Consider the following 24527-nt stretch of genomic DNA (forward strand, 5'->3'; position numbering starts at 1 on the left):
TGACTCGGAACTAAAGGTGGTACCGCGAATCTAAACTCCTTCGTCCTTTTATTAGGGCGAAAGGAGTTTTTTTATTTTTATTTCGCCACTAGCCAAAACACTATATAAGGAGGAGTCAATATGACCGAACAACAAAACCTATCGATGCCAACCAAATATGATCCGCAAAGTATTGAAACTGGACGCTATGAATGGTGGCTGCAAGGAAAATTTTTCGAAGCAGAACCTGAAAGTGGGAAACAACCTTATTCCATCGTGATTCCCCCTCCGAACGTAACGGGTAAATTGCACTTGGGTCATGCTTGGGACACAACATTGCAAGATATTTTAATTCGCATGAAACGTATGCAAGGTTATGATGCCCTTTGGTTGCCGGGCATGGACCATGCGGGAATTGCAACACAAGCAAAAGTAGAAGAAAAATTGCGAGCAGACGGAATTTCAAGATATGATCTTGGCCGTGAGAAATTCCTTGAAAAAACATGGGAATGGAAGGATGAATATGCCAGTCATATCCGTGCACAATGGGCAAAGCTTGGTTTAGCACTGGATTATTCACGCGAACGTTTCACTTTGGATGAGGGCTTATCCGATGCAGTAAAAGAAGTATTCGTTAAATTATACGAAAAAGGTTTAATTTACCGCGGCGAGCGTATTATCAACTGGGACCCAGCAGCAAAAACGGCTTTATCAGACATCGAAGTTATCCATAAAGAAGTAGAAGGTGCTTTCTACCATATGGAGTATCCATTAACAGATGGTTCTGGTAAATTGCGTGTGGCTACAACTCGACCAGAAACGATGCTTGGGGATTCTGGGGTTGCTGTACATCCTGAAGATGAAAGATATAAACATTTAATCGGGAAAACCGTAATTCTTCCTATCGTGGGTCGTGAAATTCCAATCGTAGCTGATACTTATGTAGATATGGAATTTGGAACAGGGGTTGTTAAAATGACACCTGCCCATGATCCAAACGATTTTGAGGTTGGTAACCGCCATAACTTGGAACGTATTCTTGTTATGAATGAAGATGGTTCCATGAATGATCTTGCTGGAAAATATGCCGGAATGGATCGCTTCGACTGTCGTAAACAAATCGTTGCAGACTTGCAAGAAGCTGGCGTTTTAGTTGAAATTGAACCGCATGTCCACCAAGTTGGCCACTCTGAACGTTCAGGTGCTGTAGTGGAACCTTACCTTTCTGCACAATGGTTTGTTAAAATGGGGCCACTTGCAGAAGAAGCTTTGGCTATTCAAAAACAAGAGGATGAAAAAGTAAACTTCATACCAAATCGTTTCGAAAACACATATAACCGTTGGATGGAAAATATCCATGACTGGTGTATTTCACGTCAATTATGGTGGGGTCATCAAATTCCTGCTTGGTACCATAATGAAACAGGTGAAATCTATGTTGGTAAAGATGCTCCTAGTGATGCAAATAATTGGACGCAAGATGAAGATGTATTAGACACTTGGTTCTCTTCCGCATTATGGCCGTTTTCGACAATGGGCTGGCCAGATACCGAAAATGAAGAATTCAAGCGATACTACCCAACAAGCACTTTGGTAACGGGTTACGATATCATTTTCTTCTGGGTTTCCCGAATGATCTTCCAAGGAAAAGAATTTACCGGCGAGCGTCCATTTAAAGATGTATTAATCCATGGTTTAGTTCGTGATGGGGAAGGACGCAAAATGAGTAAGTCTCTTGGAAATGGTGTCGACCCAATGGATGTCATCGACCAGTACGGTGCAGATGCACTTCGCTACTTCTTGGCAACAGGCTCATCACCAGGCCAGGATTTGCGTTATACAACTGAAAAAGTAGAATCTGTTTGGAACTTTGCCAATAAGATCTGGAATGCTTCCCGCTTTGCCCTCATGAACATGGAAGGCATGACATACGAAGAAATCGATTTAACGGGTAATCTAAATGTTGCCGATAAGTGGATTTTAAACCGCTTGAACGAAACAATTGAACGTGTTACTGCTTTATCCGATAAATACGAGTTCGGTGAAGTTGGCCGTGAGCTTTATAACTTTATCTGGGATGACTTCTGTTCTTGGTATATTGAAATGGCAAAACTCCCTCTTTATAGCGAAGATGAAGCGGCGAAGAAGACAACTCGCTCTGTATTAGCATATGTTCTAGATAACACAATGCGACTGCTTCACCCGTTAATGCCGTTCATTACGGAAGAAATTTGGCAGCACCTTCCTCATGAAGGGGAATCCATTACAGTGGCGGCATGGCCAACTGTAAAAGAAGAATTCAATTTTGCCCAGGATGCAGAAAGCATGAAGCTTCTGACAGAAATTATCCGTTCAGTACGTAATGTCCGTGCTGAAGTGAACACGCCTATGAGCAAGAAAGTACCTTTAACTATTTCAGCGAATGATGAAGAGATTGCTGGCATTCTTCAAACAAATAAGGCGTATATTGAAAAATTCTGTAACCCAGAAACGCTATCAATTGGCGTAGCGCTTGAAGCACCTGCTCAATCGATGACTGCGGTTGTAACTGGGGCAGAAATCTACTTGCCGCTTGCAGGTTTAATCAACCTTGAAGAGGAAATTGCCCGTCTGGAAAAAGAACTAGAGAAATGGGCTAAAGAAGTAAAATTAGTAAATGGCAAGCTGAATAACGAAAAATTCGTTTCAAAAGCACCTGAAAGCTTGGTTGCAAAAGAACGTGAAAAATTGGCGGAGTACCAAGAAAAACACGAAGCTGTAGAAAAACGTTTAGCAGAATTAAGAAATATGTAACCTCCTAATAGGTGTCCTAGAGCTCCTCTAGCAGACTGCAGTCAAACTTGGAATACCCGAGTTTGCTGCAGTCTTATTTCTTATAAACCATAGTTGAGGAAGTTGGGTACTTGGTTTTGGCTGAATTGTCCAATAGAGGCTGTCTATGGGACAAAATAAAGGTTGAAGCAGGCTGAATTGTCCGATAGAAGCTGTCTATGGGACAAAGAGAAGGTTCAAGCAGGCTGAATTGTCCAATAGAGGCTGTCTATGGGACAAAGCAAAGGTTCAAGCAGCCTGCATTGTCCAATAGAGGCTGTCTATGGGACAAAGAGAAGGTTCAAGCAGACTAATTGTCCAATAGAGGCTGTCTATGGGACAAAATAAAGGTTCAAGCAGCCTGCATTGTCCAATAGAGGCTGTCTATGGGACAAAGAGAAGGTTCAAGCAGACTAATTGTTCAATAGAGGCTGTCTATGGGACAAAATAAAGGTTGAAGCAGGCTGAATTGTCCGATAGAAGCTGTCTATAAGACAAAGAAAAGATTAGATTAAGCTGAAGTGTCCAAAAGAAGTTGTCTACAAAACGAGGAAGCCAACGAGCCAAAGTGTCCAAAAGTAGCAGTCTACAAGACAAAAAGAAGAATCAAGCAAGCGAATGTGTCCAATAGGAGCTTCTTAAAGACAAATGCATCTTTTGACAATCCAAAAGGGCTAAAAATTCCCCATTAATTTAATTCAAAATTTAAAACTGTCTCTAGCTCCATACTTTCCATTATCCAGTACAGTTTGAAAAACTCTGTTTAATTAATTTCCTGTGCTTATGTTTGTTATTTTACAATTACAGCAGAGTATGCGACAGTTTAAACATATAAATATTTTTGATGCTAGGAGAAATCAACATGTTTCATTCTATCGAGGAATGTACCGATTTTATTTTTAAATTAAGGGCAAGTACATATAAAGGCAAACCGCTTGAAGCAGTACGAAAAATTCTGTTTGAATTGGGCAATCCCCATGAAAAAGTTAAATTTATTCATTTTGCTGGTTCTAATGGGAAGGGGTCTACACTAAATGCTACTAGGGAAATTTTAATGGAGCATGGTTTACGTGTGGGTGCTTTTATATCGCCACACTTGGAACGAGTGAATGAACGAATCACAATCAACCGTGAACAAATCAAAGATGGAGATTTTCTACATTATGCAAACATGGTGGATAGCATTATCCGGAAGAAATTAGACTGTCAGTATCCAAGCTTTTTTGAAATTATTACGGTGATTGCATGCCTACACTTTGCAAATGAACCAATTGATGTTGCTTTAATGGAAACGGGAATTGGGGGACGAATCGATTCAACGAATGTAATTACCCCTGAAGTTTCAGTGATTACCACAATATCCTTGGAACATACCGAGATATTGGGAGATACAATTGAAAAAATAGCTTTCGAGAAAGCGGGAATCGTGAAAACAGGGAAGCCGGTTGTTGTAGGGGCTAAGCAAATAGAAGCGCGGGAAGTTATTAAAGAAAAAGCAGCCCAAAATCTGTCTGATTGCTTCTGTTTGGATGAAGAAATCATTATTAAAAATGCAACGAAAGGATACCCTCAAGTTTTCGACTTTTCCTTTGGAAACTATGAAATAAATAATATTCCCTTGGCAATGCAAGGAGACCATCAAGTGAATAATGCAGCTCTTGCAGTAACGGCTTCTTTATTGTTTGACCGGGCGATAACCGAAACAACGATTCGTGAAGCTTTAAAGAAGGCACGATGGGAAGGGCGATTCGAGCGGCTAAGTGAACAAATCATCATTGATGGGGCTCATAATTCGGAAGGGACAGAAGCTTTAATACAGACCCTAAAAGAGGCGTTCCCTACAAAGAAATATAGATTCGTCTATGCTGCTCTACAAGATAAGGATCATGAAGCTAGTATTGCCATGATGGACCTTGTCGCATCTTCAATGGGCTTTACAGAGATTGAGCTGCCAAGAGCCGCCAAAGCCGCCGTCCTTGCTGCAAAATCAAATCACCCAAAAATCCGGATTAGTGATAATTGGAAACGGTTCATACAAGAAGAGTTGAAGTCCTTGAAAGAAGATGAATTATTGATTATTACAGGATCTTTATATTTCATTGCAGATGTACGTAAATTTTTAATAGAGAAGGTTGAACAAAATGATACCGAGATTGGATGACTATAAGAAAAAATGGGAAGTAGCAAGTGATCAATCCATAAAACCTGGTTTAGATGCAATGAAGGAAGCCTTAAGGTTGTTAAATAACCCCGAAAAAAACCTCGCATTTGTTCATGTAGCAGGTACCAATGGAAAGGGTTCAACGATTACCTTTTTAGAAGGTATTTCCAGAAGGCATGGATTAAACGTTGGTAAGTTTATGTCTCCATGTATAGTCGATGTCCATGATCAGCTTCAAATAAATGGTATCCCGATTTCTGAAAAAGAGATGGATGATGTTTTCAGTCGGCTAAAAAACGCTGGACTTAGTGGGAAATTAACAGATTTTGAGCTGTTAACATGTGCGGCATTCCTTTATTTCTCCCAGCAGGAGCTAGATTTTGTCCTTCTGGAAGCTGGGATGGGGGGACTTGAGGACAGTACGAACGTCATCACGCCGATTGTTTCGATTATCACAAGTATTGCACTGGAGCATACGAAATTTCTTGGAACAACCATCGAAAGTATTGCTGTGCATAAAGCTGGGATTATAAAACAGAATACCCCGGTTGTTGTCGGAAGATTACCTATAGAGGCATCTGCCGTAGTTGACAATGCAGCCTTTGATAAACGTGCCTCTCTAATTGAACTTGGGGATCATTTTGAAGTATCGATTGATGGTTCCTCCGAAGTTTATACGAATGATGAAAAGGGATTACAGATTAAGAACATAGTCCGTGCTTTACCCGGAAAACATCAAGCTGACAATATGGCGATAGCAATCACTGCATTTTTTGAAGTTGCAGAGTTTTTGGATATAACAGCAGACCTGGATAAAATCCGAAAAGGCATATATGGGGCGTGTTTACCCGGACGGTTTGAGGAAGTTTTACCGAATGTTTATTTCGATGGGGCCCATAATCCTGCAAGCGCGGAGAAACTTGTTCAAACCATAAAGGGAGAATTTTCTGACGAAAAAATTCGATTTGTCGTAGGAATGCTGGGAGATAAAGATGTTAGGGCCGTATTACACCTACTGGAACAAGTGAGTGACGAATTTTACTTTGTTGATTTTGCAAATGACCGGGCGATGACAGCAAAGGAAATGCTTTCGCTTTCAAATGCATCACATGCATCCTCGTTAAAAGACTATACTTCATTCCTTGAAGCAGCATCAACAAGTGAGGGGAAAACCTTTGTTACAGGATCACTTTATTTATTAACAGAAATCAGAGGGTCATTAATAAAAAACAAAATTTAATCGGTATTTGTTTTAAATGCGTATCATTTGTAAATAGTACTAGTAAGTCGTGTTGAAACATATCGTTTAATGGCATTTAATGCGAAATATTTTTTTAGTGAGACGACAAATGTCTCGCTTTTTTTTAACTTATTTTTGTTACCGTTAAAATATGAGGTGATGCGTATGAAATTTCCAAATGCAATCGGAAGGCGAGAGCTTAAAAATGCAGCAGTGATCGGTTCCATTGCGGGCCTTGCTGGTGTCGTGTTTTTTATACTTTTACTTAGTTCCATGAATTCTTCTACAAGCCAACCACAGCAACAGGCAAGTTCTGGTGAAGGTGAAGAGGAAATCATCCCTGTACAATCATCAAATGAATCAAATGAATCGAATGAAGTAATTGAAGATGGTTCTTCAGTAGACTTTTTCGCTAATCAATATGGAGTGTTTCAAAGTAAAGAATCTGCATCAGACTTTATTTCGGAATACCCCGTTCTAAATACAAGTGCAACAGTTGAAGTGGATGGGAAATTCTATGTTTGGTCTTCTATTACACCTATTAGAGAAGAACTAATTTTATCGGATACTCCAACCTCTTTTGCAAAGTCTTTTAAGTTTTCGGCAGCTGCTTGCACTGAAGAAACGTTAAAAGGTTTGCCTACGATTTTAGAAAGCAACGACCCCTCAAAATTTTATTTTCAGGATGGCAATGTTCCAGACAATATTCCACAGGACTGGCAATCAATAACTTCGGCATTATCAAGCTTTTCACAGGATTTAGGTACCGCCCGACTACATTTAATCGCTCATTATTATGACCAAAATGACTGTATGAAAATTGAATTTTAAGCCGAATTGGAGTGCGAAAATATAATTTTAGGATTTGTATAAGATTTTTCAAAATTCCATTCCTCGGCTATCATTGGAGTAGGAGGAATGGATATGAATTTTAAAACGAATCATCGCCTTGTTTTGGCATCAGCATCACCTAGAAGAAGGGAGCTTTTTTCAAAATTGGGTGTCCCTTTCGAGGTGGTTTCAAGCAATGTAGAGGAAACGTCAGTGCAAGCCGAGACAATGGACGCCTATGTACGTGAAGTTGCGTTATTGAAAGCACGCGATATAGCAAAAAGAGAGAAGGGCAAAACAATTATTGGTGCAGATACGGTAGTTGTCTTCCAGGATACATTGCTACATAAACCAAATGATGCAGAAGAAGCAATCTCTCATTTAACTAGATTATCGGAGAATCTTCATCAGGTAATGACGGCGGTTGTCATTATACAACCAGATGGGGTAGAAGAAGTATTTGTAGAACAAACCAAAGTTTATTTTAAAAAATTATCCAGAGAGCTTATTGAAAGGTACGTTGAGACCGGTGATCCGTTTGACAAAGCGGGCGGTTATGGCATTCAAACAGATGGCGTACTCTTTGTGGATCGTATTGTGGGGGATTATAACAATGTGGTGGGCCTGCCGTTAGCAAGCCTATTCGAAAAACTGATCTCCTTAAACATTCTAGAACTATAGGAAGTGATAAATGAATGACGATTGCCCCATTTCCCGAGCTTAAAATACGTGATGTTCATGTAGAAGACCGGCCGAGGGAGAGGTTGATTCGACAAGGAGCCCAAAGTTTATCGAACCAAGAATTGATCGCAATTTTATTGCGCACAGGTACAAAGCAAGAGTCGGTATTGACTCTTTCGAATCGTGTTCTAAATTATTTCGAAAAGCTTCATGAATTGAAACATGCCACTATTGAAGAGATCATATCGATTAAAGGAATTGGGGAAGCGAAAGCTGTTCAACTTTTAGCAGCGATTGAGCTAGGCAGAAGATTATCTCAAAAGCAAGTAGATGATCGGTTTACCATTCGTTCTCCGCAGGATGCTGCTACTTTCCTGATGCCGGAAATGTCTTCGCTTCAGCAGGAACATTTTGTCGTATTATTTCTGAACGTAAAAAATCAGGTAATGCATAAACAAACCATTTTCATAGGAAGTTTGAATTCTAGCATTGTTCATCCACGCGAGATTTTTCGTGAAGCAGTAAAGCGTTCAGCAGCTTCAATCATTTGTTCGCATAATCATCCATCAGGAAATGCCACACCAAGTCCAGAGGATATAGAAGTAACCAAACGGCTGCAGGAAGCAGGATATATCATTGGGATTGAATTAATTGATCATGTCATTATTGGCGACCATCAGTATATTAGCCTAAAAGAAAAAGGCTATATGTAACTTTAATAAAAAAAATTTAGTCGAATGTCCAGTTTTTTCGGATGTTCGACTTTTTTTGGGGCAAATTAAATTAAACTGGATAACAAGGTAATGACAATTTCGTTACAAACGAAAGAAGAAATGCGTCAAAATTGTTAATTGTACGGTTTTTTTATTTCATTTTCATTTCAAAGAACCTATTCTGTTCTTTTTCGTCATTTCAATGGAGTACTTGTTACGTGAATGTAAAAACTTACATAATTATTTTATTTGTTTCATTGACAAATTCGAAATAAAATGAAGAATGTCGATTAATAATGAATCATTAGAGAAATGTAGTAGAACAGTACATGTGACACTATAAATTCTCGATCTTTTCAGCTATAATAATTCTTATGATTTTAAGCACTTTTAATAGATTGCTTAAAGAAGAAAGGGAGTACTAAATTTGTTTGGATTAGGAAATAAGGATGTCGGGATAGATCTTGGCACAGCGAATACACTAGTTTTCATTAAAGGAAAAGGGATTGTATTAAGAGAACCTTCTGTAGTAGCAAAAAATACAAAAACAGGGGATATAGTTGCCGTTGGTAATGATGCGAAAAATATGATTGGTCGTACACCGGGGTCCATTGTGGCCATTAGACCGATGAAAGATGGGGTTATTGCGGATTTCGATATTACTACATCGATGATTCAATACTATCTGAAACAAGCTTTGAAAAATTCAGGTTCCAATTTAAAAAAACCAAATGTTATGATCTGTGTTCCATACGGAATTACATCGGTGGAGCAGCGTGCAGTCATTGATGCATCTCGACAAGCAGGTGCAAAAGAAGCCTTTACTATTGAAGAACCGTTTGCAGCTGCAATCGGTGCAGACCTGCCCGTTTGGGATCCAACTGGTTCAATGGTTGTCGATATCGGTGGTGGTACAACGGAAGTTGCTGTTATTTCACTGGGCGGCATTGTAACAAGTGAATCGGTTCGTATGGGTGGAGATGCAATGGACCAATCCATTATCAGCTATATTCGCAAAACGTATAACCTGACTATTGGTGAGCGTACTGCAGAAAAAATCAAGATTGAAATTGGTACAGCGCGAGTAGACGACATCAATGAAAAAATGGAGATCCGTGGACGTGACCTACTAACGGGACTCCCAAAAACAATTGAAATTACGGCAGAAGAAATTTCTGATTCGTTAAAAGAAGCGATTTCAGTTATAATTGATGGAGTGAAGAAAACGCTGGAGCAGACACCTCCAGAGCTTTCCGCAGACGTTATGGAAAGAGGAATCGTACTAACTGGCGGTGGGGCGCTTTTACGCAACCTTGATAAAGTCATCAGTGACGAAACGAATATGCCGGTGTTTATCGCAGAAAATCCACTTGATTGCGTGGCTATTGGTACAGGTAAAGCACTAGACCATATTGACTTAGTTCGTTCTCAACAGATGAAAGGGTAAGGAGGATTCGCAATGCCACATTTTACGAACAAGAAATTAATACTGCTGCTAGTAGGCACAATTTTCCTTGTGGCATTGATTAGCTTCTCTTTACGAGATCGACAAAACGCAAGCGTTCCGGAACAATTTATTAAAGACACTGTTGGTTTTGCACAATCCATTGTTGCAAAACCAGCAAATTACATAACAGGTATTTTTAATGATATTAATTCTTTATTAAATACGTACGAAGAAAATAAACGTCTAAAAATGCGTTTGGAAGATTTTGCTGTACTTCAAGCAGAAGTTAATACTTTGCAGTCTGAAAATGAATCTTTAAAAGAACTAGTAGACAAAGAGGATAGTTTAAAAGATTTTGATCCGTTAAAAGCCACTGTTATTGCCAGAAATCCTGATCAATGGGAAGAAAAAATCATTCTGAACAAAGGTTCATCTCATGGTGTTAAACTAAATATGGCAGTTATGACAGCAAATGGCTTAATAGGTAAAATTAGTTTAGTCACACCTTTCACATCCGAAGTTGAGCTGCTATATTCGAACAACCCCAATTATCGTGTATCTGCCATCGTTCAGGGAGAAAAATCGGATGTTTTTGGTTTAATAGAAGGATATGACACGGAGCGTAATGAATTAATATTAAAGAGAATCGATTCTAGCTTCAAAGTGAAGAAGGGCGAACAGGTCGTAACGTCAGGTTTAGGCGGTATTTACCCTAAAGGGATCTTGATCGGGGAAGTAACAGAAGTAACAACTGATGATTATGGTCTTACGAGCATGGCTTATGTGAAACCAGCAACAAACTTTTCAATGCTGGAGGATGTTGTTATTGCCTTAAGAACTTCCATCTCGGTTGACGGTTCAGATGGCACAGGTACTAACGCTGATTTGACAAATGGTTCCGATGAAAGTGAAACTACTGATACTATAGAAGGTGAAGAATAGATGATACGTTTCTTGATTCCCTTTGTAGCAGTCGTTTTATTTTTGTTGGAGCCAGAGTTTGCCTTGTTTTCTCCGATTAGTTGGGGAGAGCACACACTTACCTTGGTGCCTCGATTTGTGATTCTTTATTTAATATTTATTTCCATCTATTATAGTAAAAAGAGAGCATGTCTATATGGTTTAATTTTTGGACTCTTGTATGATGTGTTCTACATTGATATTATTGGATTATATTCCTTTTTATATCCACTTCTTTGTTTTGTTGCTGGCTCAACTGTAAAATTTATCCACCAAAACTTGAGCATCACAACAATATTATCCGTCGTGCTAGTAGCTTTAATGGAAGTTTTTTTGTATTATTTCTTTAATTTTATTCAGTTTACAACAATTCCGGTAAGCGATTTTTTAAGCAACCGATTACTACCTACTATAATCGCAAACCTATTATTTTTAATAATGCTTGGTTGGGCATTTAAATACTTAATCAATGCGCGTTTGTTACAGCGTGCCCGAGATAATTCTTAAATTGACTAGGCGTGAGGTGTCGCTTTTTTATGAATAAACAGCTTGTCCATATAAAGGGGACTAAAGCGGGATTGGTACTTCGGCTTGATGATCAGTGCGCCTACGCAGAACTTGTAGAAGAACTTGAACGTAAAGTTTCAGAAGGTGGAATCGATGGAAAAGTTGATGTGCAATTGCATCTGGGAAATCGCTACCTGCTGAGTGCACAGCAAAAAGAGCTCATCGAAATTGTACAGGGCCCGGGAAATATGCACGTTTCGAAGGTGCACAGTGATGTTATAACAATTGAAGAAAGTAATGAGAAAGTGCTTACAGAACAGAGCGAGACCTATATCGGGATTATTCGCTCCGGACAAATAATAAAAACTGATGGGGATATTGTTGTTATTGGTGATGTAAATCCAAATGGGAAAATTGAAGCTGGTGGAAGTATATTTGTTCTTGGAAATCTAAGAGGAATTGCACATGCAGGAGTAAATGGAAATAAAGAGGCAATTATCGTTGCGTCTCATTTTGAACCTACCCACGTTTTAATTGACGACCAAATCGAAACTATGTCGAACGAAAAACCATTTGTTAAAGAAAATGCAGAACAAATCTTTGCATATATTAATAGAGATGGCATAATTTCATATGAACGAGTACAGGAAGTAAGAAAAATACGTCCATTATTAAGTACGATTAAAGGGGGAAGCTAATGTGGGTGTAGCAATAGTAATAACTTCAGGTAAAGGCGGCGTAGGTAAAACAACAACAACTGCCAATCTGGGAACTGCATTGGCTCTTCAAGGGAAAAAAGTATGTTTAGTAGATACAGATATTGGCTTACGTAACTTAGACTTAGTATTAGGTTTGGATAATCGCATTATTTATGACCTGGTCGATGTCGTAGAAGGTCGCTGTAAAATTCATCAAGCGTTGGTTAAGGACAAACGTGTCGATGAAAAACTATTTTTATTGCCTGCCGCTCAAACAACGGACAAGAATGCCGTTACGCCAGAGCAAATGAAGAGTTTAATAGACGAGTTAAAGCGTGAATATGATTATGTTTTAATTGACTGCCCTGCTGGGATTGAACAGGGGTATAAAAATGCGGTAGCGGGTGCCGACCGTGCTATTGTTGTTACAACACCTGAAATCTCAGCTGTTCGAGATGCCGACCGCATTATCGGATTATTGGAGCAGGAAGCAATTGAACCGCCAAAATTGATCATTAATCGTATTCGCAAAGACTTAATGAAAAATGGTGACTCTTTGGATATCAATGAAATTACGACACATTTATCAATCGATCTATTGGGGATTGTGATTGATAGTGAAGACGTAATCAGTTCATCCAACAAGGGTGAACCTATTGTCATGGATCCTAATAGCAAGGCTTCACTGGGTTATCGAAATATAGCCAGAAGAATTTTAGGCGAATCTGTTCCTTTAATGTCCATTGAAGACAGCTCTAAAGGGATGTTCAAAAAATTAATATCTATTTTCTCGAAATAGAGACAAAAGGTTATTGGTGAAAATCAATAGCCTTTTTTTGTAGGGAATATTGGAAAATTGATTCAACACCTGTATAACAAAGTAATTCTTGTGAGTATAATTTTACTTAGAAAGATACTAATAAAATTGTTGCTTAGGTGAGCGGTCTAAGCACACAAGCCGCAGAGCCAACTTGTAGTTGTCTCTGCGACTTGTCTTCGGGGCCAACACGGCGTTGGTCATGGTGACAATGCAGCAGGACGTTGCGTTTTTGTCACCGGCTTATGTAAAGGCCCGCTCAAGGAAAGTTGTACAAAGAAAACTTTCAGCTTGGGAGTTGAAGTATCACAATATAGACTCTAATTTGACAAACCAGAGATGGTTGAAAGTAGAAGTGTCACAATACAAGCACTAATTAGACAAGTCAAAGAAGAACGAGTTTGGTTGTGTCATAATGATCACCCAAAATAGAAAAAATTACTTCTTACAAGCTTTGCTGCAATCCCGACTTGTCTTTTATGCGAACAAGTATGAACCAAGCTAATCTTCTTAAACGATTGTTTAAACTCATTTCCAGTATTACCTTATTTCAATCTTGCTCACCCCTTTTAAAAACGAAAAAATTATTTTAATTTGCATTCGACGTAATCGGACAGTATCTTTTCATTTCCACTAGAATCCTAATTTCATATTTTTCATATACTATGAAAAAGAGAATGGGATGAGGTAGTGAACAAGAAATGGAAATGGATTGCGGCAATTGTTCTCTGCGGGGTCGTCATATTAGGTACTCAACTTCAAGAAAGAGGTCAATTAGCGGTAGACGTAAAAAAAATTGTTTATAGCTCTGAAGATCTGACAGTAATGCGGAATTTGCTGCAAGAAGTATTTGGTCAAGAATCAGATGAGACGATTACGGTTTCAACTGAAAATGTAAATTCAGAGCTACTATCATTTGTCTCTGTAAAACCGTATGATCAAGGCTATCTGTTAACATTTGAAGAAGCCATTCCAATACTTGCAATTGAAAATGGACTTGTTGTGTATACAGGCCATGACAAAAACACCGGCAAAACCATATCAGTGTTTTATGAGGGGGATACCACTGTTACTTATGGAAATGTGGATTCGTTTTCATTATTGCCATATACATCAATTGAACGGGGAGGTACCCTTGCGAATAAAGAACCTGGGGATCTTTATATCAAGATTGAAGAGGGCGGGAAAGTATTAAACCTGGAGGAGACTTTAGAATGGATGAAAGAGCATACGCAATCATGATGCGTATGACCATTCATCCATTATTTTTGCCGATTCTGTTCAGTATTGTGTTATATGGAAATATATCTTATTACGCACTTATTTTATCTTCTTTAATTATTCATGAAGTAGGGCATATCCTGGCAGCCTATTTTTGTAAAGTGAAGGTGGAAAGGTGTGTCATCATGCCCTATGGTGGAGAGATTCAATTAAAGGGCGGGAATTCGATAGCTCCGAAAAAGCAATTGATTATTGCACTGGGTGGACCGATTGCCACAATTTGTTGTATGGCTGCAACGCCGTTTCTTGACCCATTAATAGCGGACCCATTATTAAAAATTCAAATTATCTTGCTGGCTGTCAATATTATTCCTATATGGCCATTGGACGGCGGCCGGATCATCATGTCCCTTATCCATATATTTTATCCGAGGATTCGGGTAGTAGAATTATATTTAGCCATTTCACTCGTATTGATTACGGGTACTGTCTTAATAACATTTATTTTATTGCCAAAATCTTCATTTTTGCTCGTTTTGAGTATCTTTTTATTTATACAAATAGTGAATGAGTGGAGATATCGAAAATATCGTCTTGCATTTGAGAAACATGTAATTAAACGGTTGACTTAAAATGCTGTGCTATGATAGTATTGTAATGTTATTGTTTGTAGCACCCGTGCTACAACCGCTCTGGGAAGGTCTTAAGCATCGAAAGATCACCTTTCACTACAGGCGAGTCTGAGTCTAAGAGGAGGTGCATTTTAATGTACGCAATTATCGAAACTGGTGGAAAACAAATCAAAGTAGAAGCTGGACAAGAGATCTATGTTGAAAAACTAGGTGTTGAAGCTGATGAAGTAGTTACTTTTGATAAAGTTTTATTCGTAGGTGGAGAAACAGTTAAAGTTGGAGCTCCAACTGTTGCAGGTGCTACTGTTACAGCGAAAGTTGTAAAAGAAGGACGCGCGAAAAAAATTACTGTATTCAAATACAAAGCGAAGAAAAACTACCGTCGTAAACAAGGTCATCGTCAACCTTACACAAAATTAGTTGTTGAAGCAATCAACGCTTAAGAGTCGAGGTGAGTGGAATGATTACTGTTACAATCCATCACGATGAAAATAGACATGTCTCTGCATTCGAGTTTTCAGGTCATGCCGAATATGATCAAACTGGTAAGGATTTAGTATGTGCAGGTGCGTCTACAATTGCCATTGGTACTGTAAATGCCATTTATGCATTATTGCAAATCGAACCTAAAATTGATCAGGCAACAGAAGGTGGAGGCTACCTGCGTGTAGATCTTCCTACTGATATTGACGCGGAAGTCGATGCAAAATTACAGCTTATTGTCCAAGTTATGACTGCTCAAGTTTACTCGATGGTCCAAACTTACGGACAATATATTAAAATCAACTACAACCAAGTAGCCTAGTAGGAGGTGGAACGAAATGAAATTGTTACTTTCTTTAGACCTTCAATTTTTCGCTTCGAAAAAAGGGGTAGGTTCTACAAAGAACGGACGTGACTCTGAGTCAAAACGCCTTGGTGCTAAACGTGCTGATGGTCAATTCGTATCTGGTGGTTCAATTCTTTACCGTCAACGCGGTACAAAAATTTACCCTGGTACAAACGTAGGCCGTGGTGGAGATGACACACTTTATGCTAAAGTTGACGGTGTTGTTAAATTCGAACGTTTAGGTCGCGACAAGAAAAAAGTTAGTGTATACCCTGTAGCTCAAGAAGCTTAATCGTATATATTATAAAAAAAGGACTGCTAGCCAGCAGTCCTTTTTCATGTATAAGGAAAGTTATCTTTATCTAATAACTAGTAAACAATAATAAATGTTCTTAATGGATATCTGAAATTTTCTTATAGTATTCCTACACACTTTAGGGCAAAGAAAGGCGAAAAATAGAAAAACTTGCTATACTAATAAAGATATTGGTAGGATTTTTTCTATTACGTTTGGAGGATTAATATGAAAACTTCTACACTTTCGATTAATGATGTTTTACGATTTGCTAATCATGATTTCATGAATCAAATTCAATTAATTAAAATGTACCTAGACCTGGATAGGGTTGAAGATGCAAAAACGATGATTGAAAAAATTTCAGAGCAAAGTAAAAGCCTTTCAAATATCAACAAATTAAAATTACCCAAGACGGTGGAATGGTTGCAAACGATCCAGTGGAGATATCCTGCGTTTGAACTTACTTTGAATAGTAACGTAACTTTTCCGGTTGATCTGAAAAAAGATGGACAAATTGTAGAATACTTAGAAAAGACAGTTATTCATGTTTATGATACTCTAGATCCTTTTACTGAACAGCAACTAGATATCTCAATTGAAACAAACGAGGCACAATTCACTTTGCTCTTTGACTTAAAGGGTAAGTGGGAAACTGATTTGTTCAATTATGAAGAGAATAACAATATAAAGGTTCAAACATATGAGCAAACTACGAAAGAGTGGAAGTATGCTTTGAGCATAGAACAGGAGTGAATGAAATGTTTGTCGATCACGTAAAGATTTATGTGAAAGGTGGAGACGGCGGAGATGGTATGGTGGCCTTTCGCCGTGAAAAGTATGTACCGAATGGTGGGCCAGCCGGTGGAGATGGCGGTAATGGAGGAAATGTTGTTTTCCTGGTAGAAGAAGGATTGCGAACACTTATGGACTTCCGTTACCAACGCCATTTTAAAGCTGACCGTGGTGAACACGGCATGAGCAAAGGGATGCATGGAAGAAACTCGGGTGACTTAGTTGTAAAAGTCCCACCTGGTACAGTTGTTATGAACGAAGAAACAGGAGCAGTACTGGCTGATCTGGTGGAACATGGCCAAACAGCAGTCATTGCTCGCGGTGGACGTGGAGGACGGGGAAACAGCCGTTTTGCTACACCTGCAAATCCAGCGCCTGAACTTGCGGAAAAAGGTGAGCCAGGGCAGGAATTAAATGTTATATTAGAGTTAAAAGTGTTGGCAGACGTTGGTTTGGTTGGTTTCCCAAGCGTAGGTAAATCAACTTTGCTTTCTGTTGTGTCAGCTGCAAAACCAAAAATCGGTGCTTACCACTTCACAACGATTGTTCCTAATCTCGGAATGGTTGAAACAGAAGATGGACGAAGCTTTGCCATGGCAGATTTACCGGGACTGATTGAAGGAGCCCATCAGGGTGTAGGCTTGGGGATGCAATTCCTTCGCCATATCGAAAGAACAAGAGTAATTGTCCATGTGATCGATATGTCAGGTATGGAGGGTCGTGATCCTTACGAAGATTACTTGACAATCAATGAAGAATTAAAGCAATATAATTTACGTTTGACTGAAAGACCACAGATTGTGGTTGCCAATAAAATGGACATGCCGGATGCGGAAGAAAACTTGAAAGAATTTAAAGAAAAAGTTGGAGATTCCGTAAAAGTATATCCAGTTTCTGCCGTTTCAAGACAAGGGTTGAAACCAGTATTGTTTGAAGTAGCGGACTTGCTTGAAGTTACACCTCATTTTGAATTACATGAAGTAGTTGCAGAAGATAGCGATGCAACGGTACTATATAAACATGAGAAAAAAGGTGAAGACTTCGAAATTACTCGTGATGATGATGGAGCGTATGTACTGTCAGGCTACTCCATTGAGCGTCTATTCAAAATGACTGACTTTAGCCGTGAAGATGGTATTCGTCGATTTGCAAGACAATTACGTGGAATGGGTGTCGATGAAGCCTTGCGTGAACGTGGAGCAAAAGACGGAGACATCGTCCGCCTGCTGGAGTTTGAATTTGAATTTGTAGAATAGTTTTGGATTTTTGTATCGGTACAGATTTTGGGGGGAGAGTATGAAAAACGTTGCCAATCAACGGTATTATTTAGTAAGGGAAGATGTGCTGACTGATGCAATGCAAAAAACATTAGAGGCAAAGCATTTATTGCAAAGTGGTGCGGTTTCTTCAATTTGGGATGCGGTAAAAGAAGTGGATTTATCGCGAAGCGCATTTTATAAATATCGAGATGCCGTTTTTCCTTTTCACTCCATTGTACGTGAACGAATTCTAACGATTTTTATACAATTGCAAGATGAAAAAGGAACACTCGCAAGCCTATTGGAAATTGTTACTGTTGCGCAATGCAATATTTTAACGATCCATCAAACCATACCTATACAGGGAAGAGCCAATGTCACCCTATCCCTGGATGTAACGAGCATGGTCTATGAACTGGATGAACTGATTCAACAATTGAAGAAATTGGAATTTGTCGAGTCTGCTGAAGTGATTAGTTCAGGTGCGCTTTAACCTATAAAAATAAAGAAGAGAGCAAAGGAAAATTTTGCTCTCTCTTTTTCAACATAAAATAGATTGAATAATGATACTTATTAGTTAATTCAAGGGGGCCAACATAGTGAAAAATGATGAAGCCAAACAACAGATTGCATATTTAGGACCGGAAGCTTCCTTTACATATTTAGCAACGAAGAGTTTATTTCCGAGTGACGACCTTCTGCCTTTTTCAACCATACCTGAGTGCATTGAAGCAGTATCCGAAGAGAAGGTCAACCTAGCCGTAGTACCTCTGGAAAACACGATAGAAGGAACAGTGCCACTGACAATCGATTATTTATATCATGAGGCCAATTTGTTCATTGTAGCCGATTGCCTATCTAAAATTCAACAGCATTTAATGGTACATAAAAATCAAAAAGACAATTGGGAAAAGATCGAAGAAATTTATTCGCATCCACATGCTTTAGCACAATGCCATAAATACCTGTACTACCGTTTTAGTTCTGTTCCGTTGAACCGATACTCTTCCACATCGGCTGCAGCCAAACTAGTATCGGAAAACCCGGATCGTTGCATTGCTGCCATTGGCAACAGTTCATCTGCAGAGAAATATGATCTGGAAATCGTGCAAAGAAATGTCCATGATTTTCAATTCAATCATACGCGTTTCCTGGTACTATCAAAAAAGAATATGCGTCTGCCCATCGAGAAATCAGAGGGAAATGCGAAGACCACTTTAATGATTACTTTACCCTTGAACGTATCGGGGGCACTACATCAAGTACTATCGGTTCTTGCTTGGCGTAAGCTGGATTTAAGCAAGATTGAATCACGTCCTCTAAAAACAGGTTTGGGGGAGTATTTCTTCATTATGGATGTACATGCGGATGAAAATGATGCTATGATGAAGGGAGCCATGGAAGAACTGGCGGCTCTGGGGTGCAGCGTAAAATCTCTTGGTACTTATTATACATACTTGACACAAGAGTGATAGAGGTGTGAATATGAACATTATTCTATTTGATGGAGAATGCCATTTTTGTGATGCCAGTGTTCAATTTATCATTAAGCGGGATAGAAATAAGTATTTTAAGTTTGCTTCGATTCAAAGTGATATCGGGAAAAAATTGTTAAAAGAATTCCAGGTTCCTGAAACAGTGGATAGCCTCGTATTCATTGAAGGGAAACAGTGTTATGTAAAATCAACGGCAGCATTGAAAGTTGCTCGAAGGTTGGATGGGCCGTGGAGTTTGTTTTACCCCTTCTTATTCATCCCTTCGTTTTTGCGGGATGCAATCTACGATATTGTCGCAAAAAATCGCTACAAACTAGGAAAACAAAACGAATGTAAAATTCCGACAAAGGAAGAATTGGAACGGTTTATAAATTAATAAAAGTGGGCTGCTCGCAATTGGAGAGCCCGCTTTTTTGTTTCATTTTATCCTTCTTCGACTAAATATCCTTTTTCGCGCAGCATGTGTTCTGCCAGGTCTAATAGTTCTTCGGAAGAAGCGGAAATCTCATGCAAATGTGTACCATCTGTTAAAACGGATAGATAATTTGCATTTGTCTCATTGATACGGTGCAGGAAACTTTTTACATCATGTCGGTTTGATAACATCATGGATGCGGTAATTTCACCGTAAACAGGATGGTCTATGATGACGCTTTTTAATGTAACCCCACAATCTACTATTGTTAACATTTCATCTTCAGCTTGTGCAGCTGTATGTAAACATACAATCTTTCGTTCGAAAATTTCCCTTTGCTCTTCGCTTTGCAGATAGACATAACCCTGGCTTGTCGCAATGATAGGTTCATTCCGTGCTTTTAATAAGTTCATATCATTGACAATTACCTGCCTCGAAACATTTGCGTGATTTGCTAGATCTGTTCCTGTTATGGGATGCCTGCTCGCTTTTAAAATTTGAAGCAATTCATGTCGGCGATCCTCGCCCAACATTTTTTTCATTTTCATACCTCTTTCATATGGAATTTCATGTATATACATCACTCTAACATTCATAGTTTATCACGAGGAACAACACAAAGCGTTTTATTTTTTTGTGTCCTTTTCCTATGACTCACATATTATAAAACGAGAAAAGGAGGATGTTTGTGCAAACTCATATTGTTCAAAAAGGTGAGACACTTTGGCGTATTGCTAAACAGTATGGTATAGGGCTTGATGAATTAAAACGTTTAAATACGCATTTGGCTAACCCTGATTATATTGTTCCAGGAATGGAGATTATTTTGCCTGAAGGTGGCACAGCTAACCCGAAATCATCGATGACAAAAGGGCAGCAAACCGCACCGATGCCATCCAAGGAAATGATGACTGCACCAAAAGAAAAATTAACTAGACCGGTAGAAAAAGAGCAACCGGTGAAAGAGGTCCCGAAAAAAATGGAAACTGCTCCGATTCCGGCACCAATCCCGCAGCCAATGCCGGTACCAATGCCGATGCCGATGCCAGCACCACAGGTCGATCTTATGCCGCAATTCCAATTCGATTTTGCACCACAAATGCATTTCGAGCACCCAAAAACTTTACCTGCACCGGCACCAATGCCGATGCCACAACCACAGCCAATCTATATACAAGTTCCACAACCAAAAGTAGAAACGAAGGTTGAACAAACTGTAGAAAAAGAAGTAGAGTACGTACAAGTACCGGTACCTCAACCACAAGTTATCTATGTCTGCTGTCCACAGCCACAGCCGATGCCATGTGGATGTCATGAGAAAATGCATCACCATAATCCGTGTCATGAAAAAATGCATCATCATCACCCTTGTGGATGTCATGAGCAGGTATATTACCATAACCCATGTGGTTGCCAAGAACAGCATTATCACCAACCACATCCATATGGATTTGATGAATACGGTGATTATGATCAGGCACCATATGGATACAATGAGCAGGATTATCAACAAATGCCGCAACAACATCATTACGATTGTGGCTGCGGTGGAGGAGGATACCCTTCTCAAGAAATGATGCATTATGGTATGGATAATTTTGAGCCAAACTATGATATGGCGCCAATGACGAATGTAGCACCCGCAATGGAAGAGCCATATGAAGACCAAGATGGATTGCCGGATTGGTTATTGGATTCTTCGGAAGTAAAAGCAAATATGGTTGTTCAAGATTATGAGCAAGGTGCAGGTGCACAAAGCTTCGATGATTATAATCCATACGACCCTATGGATGAAACCGGGCAAGGAGCTAACCCTTATCAAGAAGGATACAACTATGGAAACAGCGCTGCTCCATCTTCCCAAAACTATTACGGATCTTATGACATGCAACCAGGAATGCAGGGTACCATGCAGCACATGATGCCGCAGCACATGATGCCTCAACAAATGATGCCACAGCACATGATGTCACAAAACATAATGCCACCAAATTGCCAAGGATATCCTTATAACCCTTATTCATCTCAAAATAATCCTTGGAACTACTAAAATGCAAATTAAAAGCAATATATGGAAAAAGGAGACAGATCAAGGAACACTATTTATAAAAAAATATGATCATATAAAGGTTGCAGAAAAAGTTAAAACAATTCATCGGCAGCTGGGGGATATTAAGTTTCCATATGTTATTCCGTTAGTTAAAAGCAAGGATTCGGATTTAGTTGTTCAGTATTGGCAACATGGGAGTTTTAGCGCCGATTTCTCAAATTCAGCTCATCGAAAACAAAGCTTTAAAATTTTGAAAGCATTGCATAATACGAGTGAGAAGATTGATTGGAAAAGTCAAGCAACATTCCCGAGACAACAACTTTATCAAAAGTGGAATGCAAGATTGGAACGTTTCTTAATTAATGAAAAAGAATTGCTTCCGTTATTGCAGCATGCTTATTATGATATTACATTGTTTGCAAGCAGAGTATTAAAACAAATGCGTAAGCAAAAGAACAAAATAAGCGGGGAACTTACATTGCTTCATGGCGATGTAGTACATCATAATTTTTTAATTTGCAAAGATGGCAAAATGAAGTTAATCGACTTTGATTTAGCAGTTGTAGGTGATTCAGCGGAGGAAATGATTCTTTGGATGCACCGCGTATTGCCTACAATTGATTATGATTTGGAAAAACTATTGAATGAAAACCCCTATTTATATAAGCTTTGCTTGCAAAAAATTAATTATCTCCAATATCCTAATGAGCTATTAAGGGAATGGCTATATGTGCTGCAATTAGGTAAATATGAGCGGGAAGCTTTCTTAGACTATTTAATGCCATTTACCGAAAAAGCGTTAAGGCATTGGCCTGAATTAATAATAGAAACAGAAAAATTATATTCGAATCGTCACTAAGATTGCATAGTATGATAAAATAAGTAAGGCGTTTACTAAATATAAAAGTCAATTGGACCGTCTAATGGGACGGTCTCTTTTGTTGTTCATTTAGCTCATAGCGGAAGTTGGTTTATATTGTTCGGGCTATACCCGAACAATATGCTATAATCTATTCAGTGAATGTGGGGGATCTAGATGTATGATTATATAATTGGACAAATAAAACGGATAACACCGGAATATGTCGTTTTGGAACAACAGGGAATAGGATGGCAGATTTTCACGTCAAATCCTTTTGCCTTTCGTATAAGAGAAGAGCTTCAACAAATTTTTATACATATGCATGTACGGGAAGATGCCCAAATGCTATTTGGTTTTAAATCACTTGATGAAAGAGAGCTTTTCCGTAAACTCATTCTAGTGTCAGGGATTGGTCCTAAAGGTGCCTTGGCTATTTTAGCCAGCGGTAATCCTTCACAAGTTATTTCTGCTATTGAAATGGAAGATGAAGCCTTTTTAGTCAAGTTTCCAGGCGTGGGAAAAAAGACAGCCAGACAAATGATCCTCGACTTGAAAGGGAAGCTTGGTTCACTGCTGGATCAGGTGGAATTACCAAGCACGGAAGATGAATTGCCGTTATTCGGGGTTAACGCAAACAAACAAGAATTAGAGGAAGCAATTTTAGCTTTACTGGCACTTGGCTACTCTGAAAAAGAATTAACGAAAATCAGGCCGATCCTAGAGGAGAACGATGAACTGTCAACCACTGAAAGCTATATGAAACATGCATTACAGCTGTTGCTAAAAATGAAGTAAGGAGGAGGAAACATGTCCGATCGAATTATTTCAAGTGAATCGAATGACTTTGATGAGCAGTATGAGTTATCCCTCAGGCCACAAAAACTTTCACAATATATCGGTCAGCACAAGGTAAAAGAAAATCTGAACATTTTTATTGAAGCCGCAAAGCTGAGACAGGAAAGCCTTGATCATGTATTACTATACGGACCTCCGGGATTGGGGAAAACCACTTTAGCAACTGTTATTTCCAATGAAATGGATGTTAATATACGATTAACCAGTGGACCCGCAATTGAACGACCTGGTGATTTAGCTGCAATCGTCAGTTCGCTGGAGCCGGGGGACGTTCTATTTATTGATGAAATTCACCGACTCCCAAGAGCCATAGAAGAGGTACTATATCCGGCAATGGAGGACTTCTGCCTGGATATTGTGGTAGGAAAGGGACCTGAAGCACGCTCAATCCGCCTGGATTTACCACCCTTTACATTGGTCGGTGCTACAACAAGGGCCGGAGCATTATCTGCTCCATTAAGAGATCGATTTGGCGTGTTGCTAAGACTAGAATTTTATGATGAAGAGGCACTGGTTGAAATCGTCTTGCGCAGTAGCCAATTATTTAATGTTGAAATAGACCGGCTTGCCGCAAGAGAAATTGCACGCCGTTCAAGAGGAACTCCACGTATAGCAAATCGCCTATTAAAGAGGGTACGGGATTATGCCCAGGTGCTCGGGGATGGGACCATTTCACATCCATTGGCAAATCAAGCACTGGAATTACTGCAAGTAGACCCACTGGGACTTGATCATATTGACCATAAATTGATGGTGGGTATGATCGAACGATTCCGAGGCGGTCCGGTTGGCCTTGATACCATTGCTGCATCGATAGGTGAAGAAAGCCAAACAATCGAGGATGTATATGAACCCTACTTAATGCAAATCGGGTTTATCCAAAGGACGCCAAGAGGGCGCGAAGCAACAAAATTAGCATATGACCATTTTGGTTATACTTATCCAGAACAATCATAATGAAAGAAGATGTAGA

The 24527-nt window shown here is 39.2% G+C and carries 27 protein-coding genes and 2 other annotated features (1 of these 29 cut by a window edge); of the genes, 26 read left to right on the top strand and 1 reads right to left on the bottom strand.

The window, feature by feature from the left end:
* Positions 1-51, top strand: a binding site (T-box leader); it begins 204 nt to the left of the window's first position.
* Positions 52-120: 69 nt separating this feature from the next.
* The 22 genes from QYB95_RS13345 to QYB95_RS13450 all read left to right on the top strand — a co-directional run bounded on the left by QYB95_RS13345 (position 121) and on the right by QYB95_RS13450 (position 19748).
* Entirely contained in the window at positions 121-2772 is a 2652-nt protein-coding gene (locus QYB95_RS13345) for a valine--tRNA ligase (protein ID WP_301138832.1), read from the top strand.
* Between the two features lie 197 nt (positions 2773-2969).
* A complete protein-coding gene (locus tag QYB95_RS13350) occupies positions 2970-3104 on the top strand; it encodes a hypothetical protein (RefSeq protein WP_301138833.1) in 135 nt (44 codons plus the stop codon).
* A 548-nt stretch (positions 3105-3652) separates the two neighbouring features.
* Entirely contained in the window at positions 3653-4951 is a 1299-nt protein-coding gene (locus QYB95_RS13355; protein ID WP_301138834.1) for a bifunctional folylpolyglutamate synthase/dihydrofolate synthase, read from the top strand.
* A complete protein-coding gene (locus QYB95_RS13360; RefSeq protein ID WP_301138835.1) occupies positions 4932-6191 on the top strand; it encodes a bifunctional folylpolyglutamate synthase/dihydrofolate synthase in 1260 nt (419 codons plus the stop codon). Before QYB95_RS13355 ends, QYB95_RS13360 begins: the two co-directional genes overlap by 20 nt.
* 165 nt (positions 6192-6356) lie before the next feature.
* Positions 6357-7022: a hypothetical protein gene (locus QYB95_RS13365; protein ID WP_301138836.1), complete on the top strand. Its 666-nt coding sequence runs from the start codon at positions 6357-6359 to the stop codon at positions 7020-7022.
* A 93-nt stretch (positions 7023-7115) separates the two neighbouring features.
* Positions 7116-7703 carry a Maf family protein gene (locus tag QYB95_RS13370; RefSeq protein ID WP_301138837.1) on the top strand — a complete coding sequence of 196 codons (588 nt, stop codon included), beginning with the start codon at positions 7116-7118 and terminating at the stop codon, positions 7701-7703.
* Positions 7704-7717: 14 nt separating this feature from the next.
* Positions 7718-8416 carry a RadC family protein gene (gene radC / locus QYB95_RS13375; RefSeq protein WP_301138838.1) on the top strand — a complete coding sequence of 233 codons (699 nt, stop codon included), beginning with the start codon at positions 7718-7720 and terminating at the stop codon, positions 8414-8416.
* 427 nt (positions 8417-8843) lie between these two features.
* On the top strand, positions 8844-9863 hold the full coding sequence (locus tag QYB95_RS13380; protein ID WP_301138840.1) for a rod shape-determining protein: 1020 nt from the start codon (positions 8844-8846) through the stop codon (positions 9861-9863).
* Between the two features lie 12 nt (positions 9864-9875).
* Positions 9876-10805, top strand: a complete 930-nt coding sequence (gene mreC / locus QYB95_RS13385) for a rod shape-determining protein MreC (RefSeq protein WP_301138841.1) — start codon at positions 9876-9878, stop codon at positions 10803-10805.
* Positions 10806-11330 (top strand): rod shape-determining protein MreD, encoded by a 525-nt coding sequence (mreD, locus tag QYB95_RS13390; protein ID WP_301138842.1) that lies wholly within the window; start codon positions 10806-10808, stop codon positions 11328-11330.
* 29 nt (positions 11331-11359) lie between these two features.
* Positions 11360-12028, top strand: a complete 669-nt coding sequence (locus QYB95_RS13395; RefSeq protein ID WP_301138843.1) for a septum site-determining protein MinC — start codon at positions 11360-11362, stop codon at positions 12026-12028.
* Between the two features lies 1 nt (position 12029).
* Positions 12030-12827 carry a septum site-determining protein MinD gene (gene minD / locus QYB95_RS13400; protein ID WP_301138844.1) on the top strand — a complete coding sequence of 266 codons (798 nt, stop codon included), beginning with the start codon at positions 12030-12032 and terminating at the stop codon, positions 12825-12827.
* A gap of 708 nt (positions 12828-13535) precedes the next feature.
* Positions 13536-14087 carry a M23 family peptidase gene (locus tag QYB95_RS13405; protein ID WP_301138845.1) on the top strand — a complete coding sequence of 184 codons (552 nt, stop codon included), beginning with the start codon at positions 13536-13538 and terminating at the stop codon, positions 14085-14087.
* Entirely contained in the window at positions 14060-14698 is a 639-nt protein-coding gene (locus QYB95_RS13410; RefSeq protein ID WP_301138846.1) for a site-2 protease family protein, read from the top strand. Before QYB95_RS13405 ends, QYB95_RS13410 begins: the two co-directional genes overlap by 28 nt.
* A gap of 43 nt (positions 14699-14741) precedes the next feature.
* Positions 14742-14818, top strand: a sequence feature (ribosomal protein L21 leader region).
* Between the two features lie 14 nt (positions 14819-14832).
* Positions 14833-15141 (top strand): 50S ribosomal protein L21, encoded by a 309-nt coding sequence (rplU, locus tag QYB95_RS13415; protein WP_282988791.1) that lies wholly within the window; start codon positions 14833-14835, stop codon positions 15139-15141.
* A 17-nt stretch (positions 15142-15158) separates the two neighbouring features.
* Positions 15159-15503, top strand: a complete 345-nt coding sequence (locus QYB95_RS13420) for a ribosomal-processing cysteine protease Prp (protein ID WP_107934609.1) — start codon at positions 15159-15161, stop codon at positions 15501-15503.
* 16 nt (positions 15504-15519) lie between these two features.
* Positions 15520-15819 carry a 50S ribosomal protein L27 gene (rpmA, locus tag QYB95_RS13425; RefSeq protein WP_036201727.1) on the top strand — a complete coding sequence of 100 codons (300 nt, stop codon included), beginning with the start codon at positions 15520-15522 and terminating at the stop codon, positions 15817-15819.
* 231 nt (positions 15820-16050) lie between these two features.
* A complete protein-coding gene (locus QYB95_RS13430) occupies positions 16051-16578 on the top strand; it encodes a Spo0B domain-containing protein (RefSeq protein WP_301138847.1) in 528 nt (175 codons plus the stop codon).
* A gap of 5 nt (positions 16579-16583) precedes the next feature.
* Complete coding sequence (gene obgE / locus QYB95_RS13435) at positions 16584-17873, top strand: GTPase ObgE (protein WP_301138848.1); 1290 nt, start codon at positions 16584-16586, stop codon at positions 17871-17873.
* 40 nt (positions 17874-17913) lie between these two features.
* Positions 17914-18369: an ACT domain-containing protein gene (locus QYB95_RS13440; protein WP_301138849.1), complete on the top strand. Its 456-nt coding sequence runs from the start codon at positions 17914-17916 to the stop codon at positions 18367-18369.
* Positions 18370-18475: 106 nt separating this feature from the next.
* The gene (gene pheA, locus QYB95_RS13445) at positions 18476-19348 is read left to right on the top strand and encodes a prephenate dehydratase (protein WP_301138850.1); all 873 of its coding nucleotides are present in this window, start codon (positions 18476-18478) and stop codon (positions 19346-19348) included.
* A 13-nt stretch (positions 19349-19361) separates the two neighbouring features.
* Complete coding sequence (locus QYB95_RS13450) at positions 19362-19748, top strand: thiol-disulfide oxidoreductase DCC family protein (RefSeq protein ID WP_301138851.1); 387 nt, start codon at positions 19362-19364, stop codon at positions 19746-19748.
* 47 nt (positions 19749-19795) lie between these two features.
* On the opposite strand, the gene QYB95_RS13455 is transcribed toward QYB95_RS13450, so the two are convergent.
* The gene (locus tag QYB95_RS13455) at positions 19796-20329 is read right to left on the bottom strand and encodes a transcription repressor NadR (RefSeq protein WP_301138852.1); all 534 of its coding nucleotides are present in this window, start codon (positions 20327-20329) and stop codon (positions 19796-19798) included.
* 146 nt (positions 20330-20475) lie between these two features.
* Here QYB95_RS13455 and QYB95_RS13460 point away from each other — a divergent pair, with 146 nt between their 5' ends.
* The 4 genes from QYB95_RS13460 to ruvB all read left to right on the top strand — a co-directional run bounded on the left by QYB95_RS13460 (position 20476) and on the right by ruvB (position 24511).
* The gene (locus tag QYB95_RS13460; RefSeq protein WP_301138853.1) at positions 20476-21837 is read left to right on the top strand and encodes a LysM peptidoglycan-binding domain-containing protein; all 1362 of its coding nucleotides are present in this window, start codon (positions 20476-20478) and stop codon (positions 21835-21837) included.
* Between the two features lies 1 nt (position 21838).
* Positions 21839-22696 (top strand): phosphotransferase, encoded by an 858-nt coding sequence (locus QYB95_RS13465; RefSeq protein ID WP_301138854.1) that lies wholly within the window; start codon positions 21839-21841, stop codon positions 22694-22696.
* A gap of 177 nt (positions 22697-22873) precedes the next feature.
* Complete coding sequence (ruvA, locus tag QYB95_RS13470) at positions 22874-23494, top strand: Holliday junction branch migration protein RuvA (RefSeq protein WP_301138855.1); 621 nt, start codon at positions 22874-22876, stop codon at positions 23492-23494.
* 12 nt (positions 23495-23506) lie between these two features.
* The gene (gene ruvB / locus QYB95_RS13475; RefSeq protein ID WP_301138856.1) at positions 23507-24511 is read left to right on the top strand and encodes a Holliday junction branch migration DNA helicase RuvB; all 1005 of its coding nucleotides are present in this window, start codon (positions 23507-23509) and stop codon (positions 24509-24511) included.
* The last annotated feature ends 16 nt before the right edge of the window (positions 24512-24527 follow it).

The sequence above is a fragment of the Ureibacillus aquaedulcis genome (assembly GCF_030418165.1).
Lineage (GTDB): Bacteria > Bacillota > Bacilli > Bacillales_A > Planococcaceae > Ureibacillus > Ureibacillus aquaedulcis.

Bases quoted from the DNA above. Each gene is read 5' to 3' on its own strand.
- QYB95_RS13345 (WP_301138832.1), top strand. From the start codon at position 121: ATGACCGAACAACAAAACCTATCGATGCCAACCAAATATGATCCGCAA.
- QYB95_RS13350 (WP_301138833.1), top strand. From the start codon at position 2,970: ATGGGACAAAGAGAAGGTTCAAGCAGGCTGAATTGTCCAATAGAGGCT.
- QYB95_RS13355 (WP_301138834.1), top strand. From the start codon at position 3,653: ATGTTTCATTCTATCGAGGAATGTACCGATTTTATTTTTAAATTAAGG.
- QYB95_RS13360 (WP_301138835.1), top strand. From the start codon at position 4,932: ATGATACCGAGATTGGATGACTATAAGAAAAAATGGGAAGTAGCAAGT.
- QYB95_RS13365 (WP_301138836.1), top strand. From the start codon at position 6,357: ATGAAATTTCCAAATGCAATCGGAAGGCGAGAGCTTAAAAATGCAGCA.
- QYB95_RS13370 (WP_301138837.1), top strand. From the start codon at position 7,116: ATGAATTTTAAAACGAATCATCGCCTTGTTTTGGCATCAGCATCACCT.
- radC (WP_301138838.1), top strand. From the start codon at position 7,718: ATGACGATTGCCCCATTTCCCGAGCTTAAAATACGTGATGTTCATGTA.
- mreC (WP_301138841.1), top strand. From the start codon at position 9,876: ATGCCACATTTTACGAACAAGAAATTAATACTGCTGCTAGTAGGCACA.
- mreD (WP_301138842.1), top strand. From the start codon at position 10,806: ATGATACGTTTCTTGATTCCCTTTGTAGCAGTCGTTTTATTTTTGTTG.
- QYB95_RS13395 (WP_301138843.1), top strand. From the start codon at position 11,360: ATGAATAAACAGCTTGTCCATATAAAGGGGACTAAAGCGGGATTGGTA.
- QYB95_RS13410 (WP_301138846.1), top strand. From the start codon at position 14,060: ATGGATGAAAGAGCATACGCAATCATGATGCGTATGACCATTCATCCA.
- rplU (WP_282988791.1), top strand. From the start codon at position 14,833: ATGTACGCAATTATCGAAACTGGTGGAAAACAAATCAAAGTAGAAGCT.
- QYB95_RS13420 (WP_107934609.1), top strand. From the start codon at position 15,159: ATGATTACTGTTACAATCCATCACGATGAAAATAGACATGTCTCTGCA.
- rpmA (WP_036201727.1), top strand. From the start codon at position 15,520: ATGAAATTGTTACTTTCTTTAGACCTTCAATTTTTCGCTTCGAAAAAA.
- QYB95_RS13430 (WP_301138847.1), top strand. From the start codon at position 16,051: ATGAAAACTTCTACACTTTCGATTAATGATGTTTTACGATTTGCTAAT.
- obgE (WP_301138848.1), top strand. From the start codon at position 16,584: ATGTTTGTCGATCACGTAAAGATTTATGTGAAAGGTGGAGACGGCGGA.
- QYB95_RS13440 (WP_301138849.1), top strand. From the start codon at position 17,914: ATGAAAAACGTTGCCAATCAACGGTATTATTTAGTAAGGGAAGATGTG.
- QYB95_RS13450 (WP_301138851.1), top strand. From the start codon at position 19,362: ATGAACATTATTCTATTTGATGGAGAATGCCATTTTTGTGATGCCAGT.
- QYB95_RS13455 (WP_301138852.1), bottom strand. From the start codon at position 20,329: ATGAAAAAAATGTTGGGCGAGGATCGCCGACATGAATTGCTTCAAATT.
- QYB95_RS13465 (WP_301138854.1), top strand. From the start codon at position 21,839: ATGCAAATTAAAAGCAATATATGGAAAAAGGAGACAGATCAAGGAACA.
- ruvA (WP_301138855.1), top strand. From the start codon at position 22,874: ATGTATGATTATATAATTGGACAAATAAAACGGATAACACCGGAATAT.
- ruvB (WP_301138856.1), top strand. From the start codon at position 23,507: ATGTCCGATCGAATTATTTCAAGTGAATCGAATGACTTTGATGAGCAG.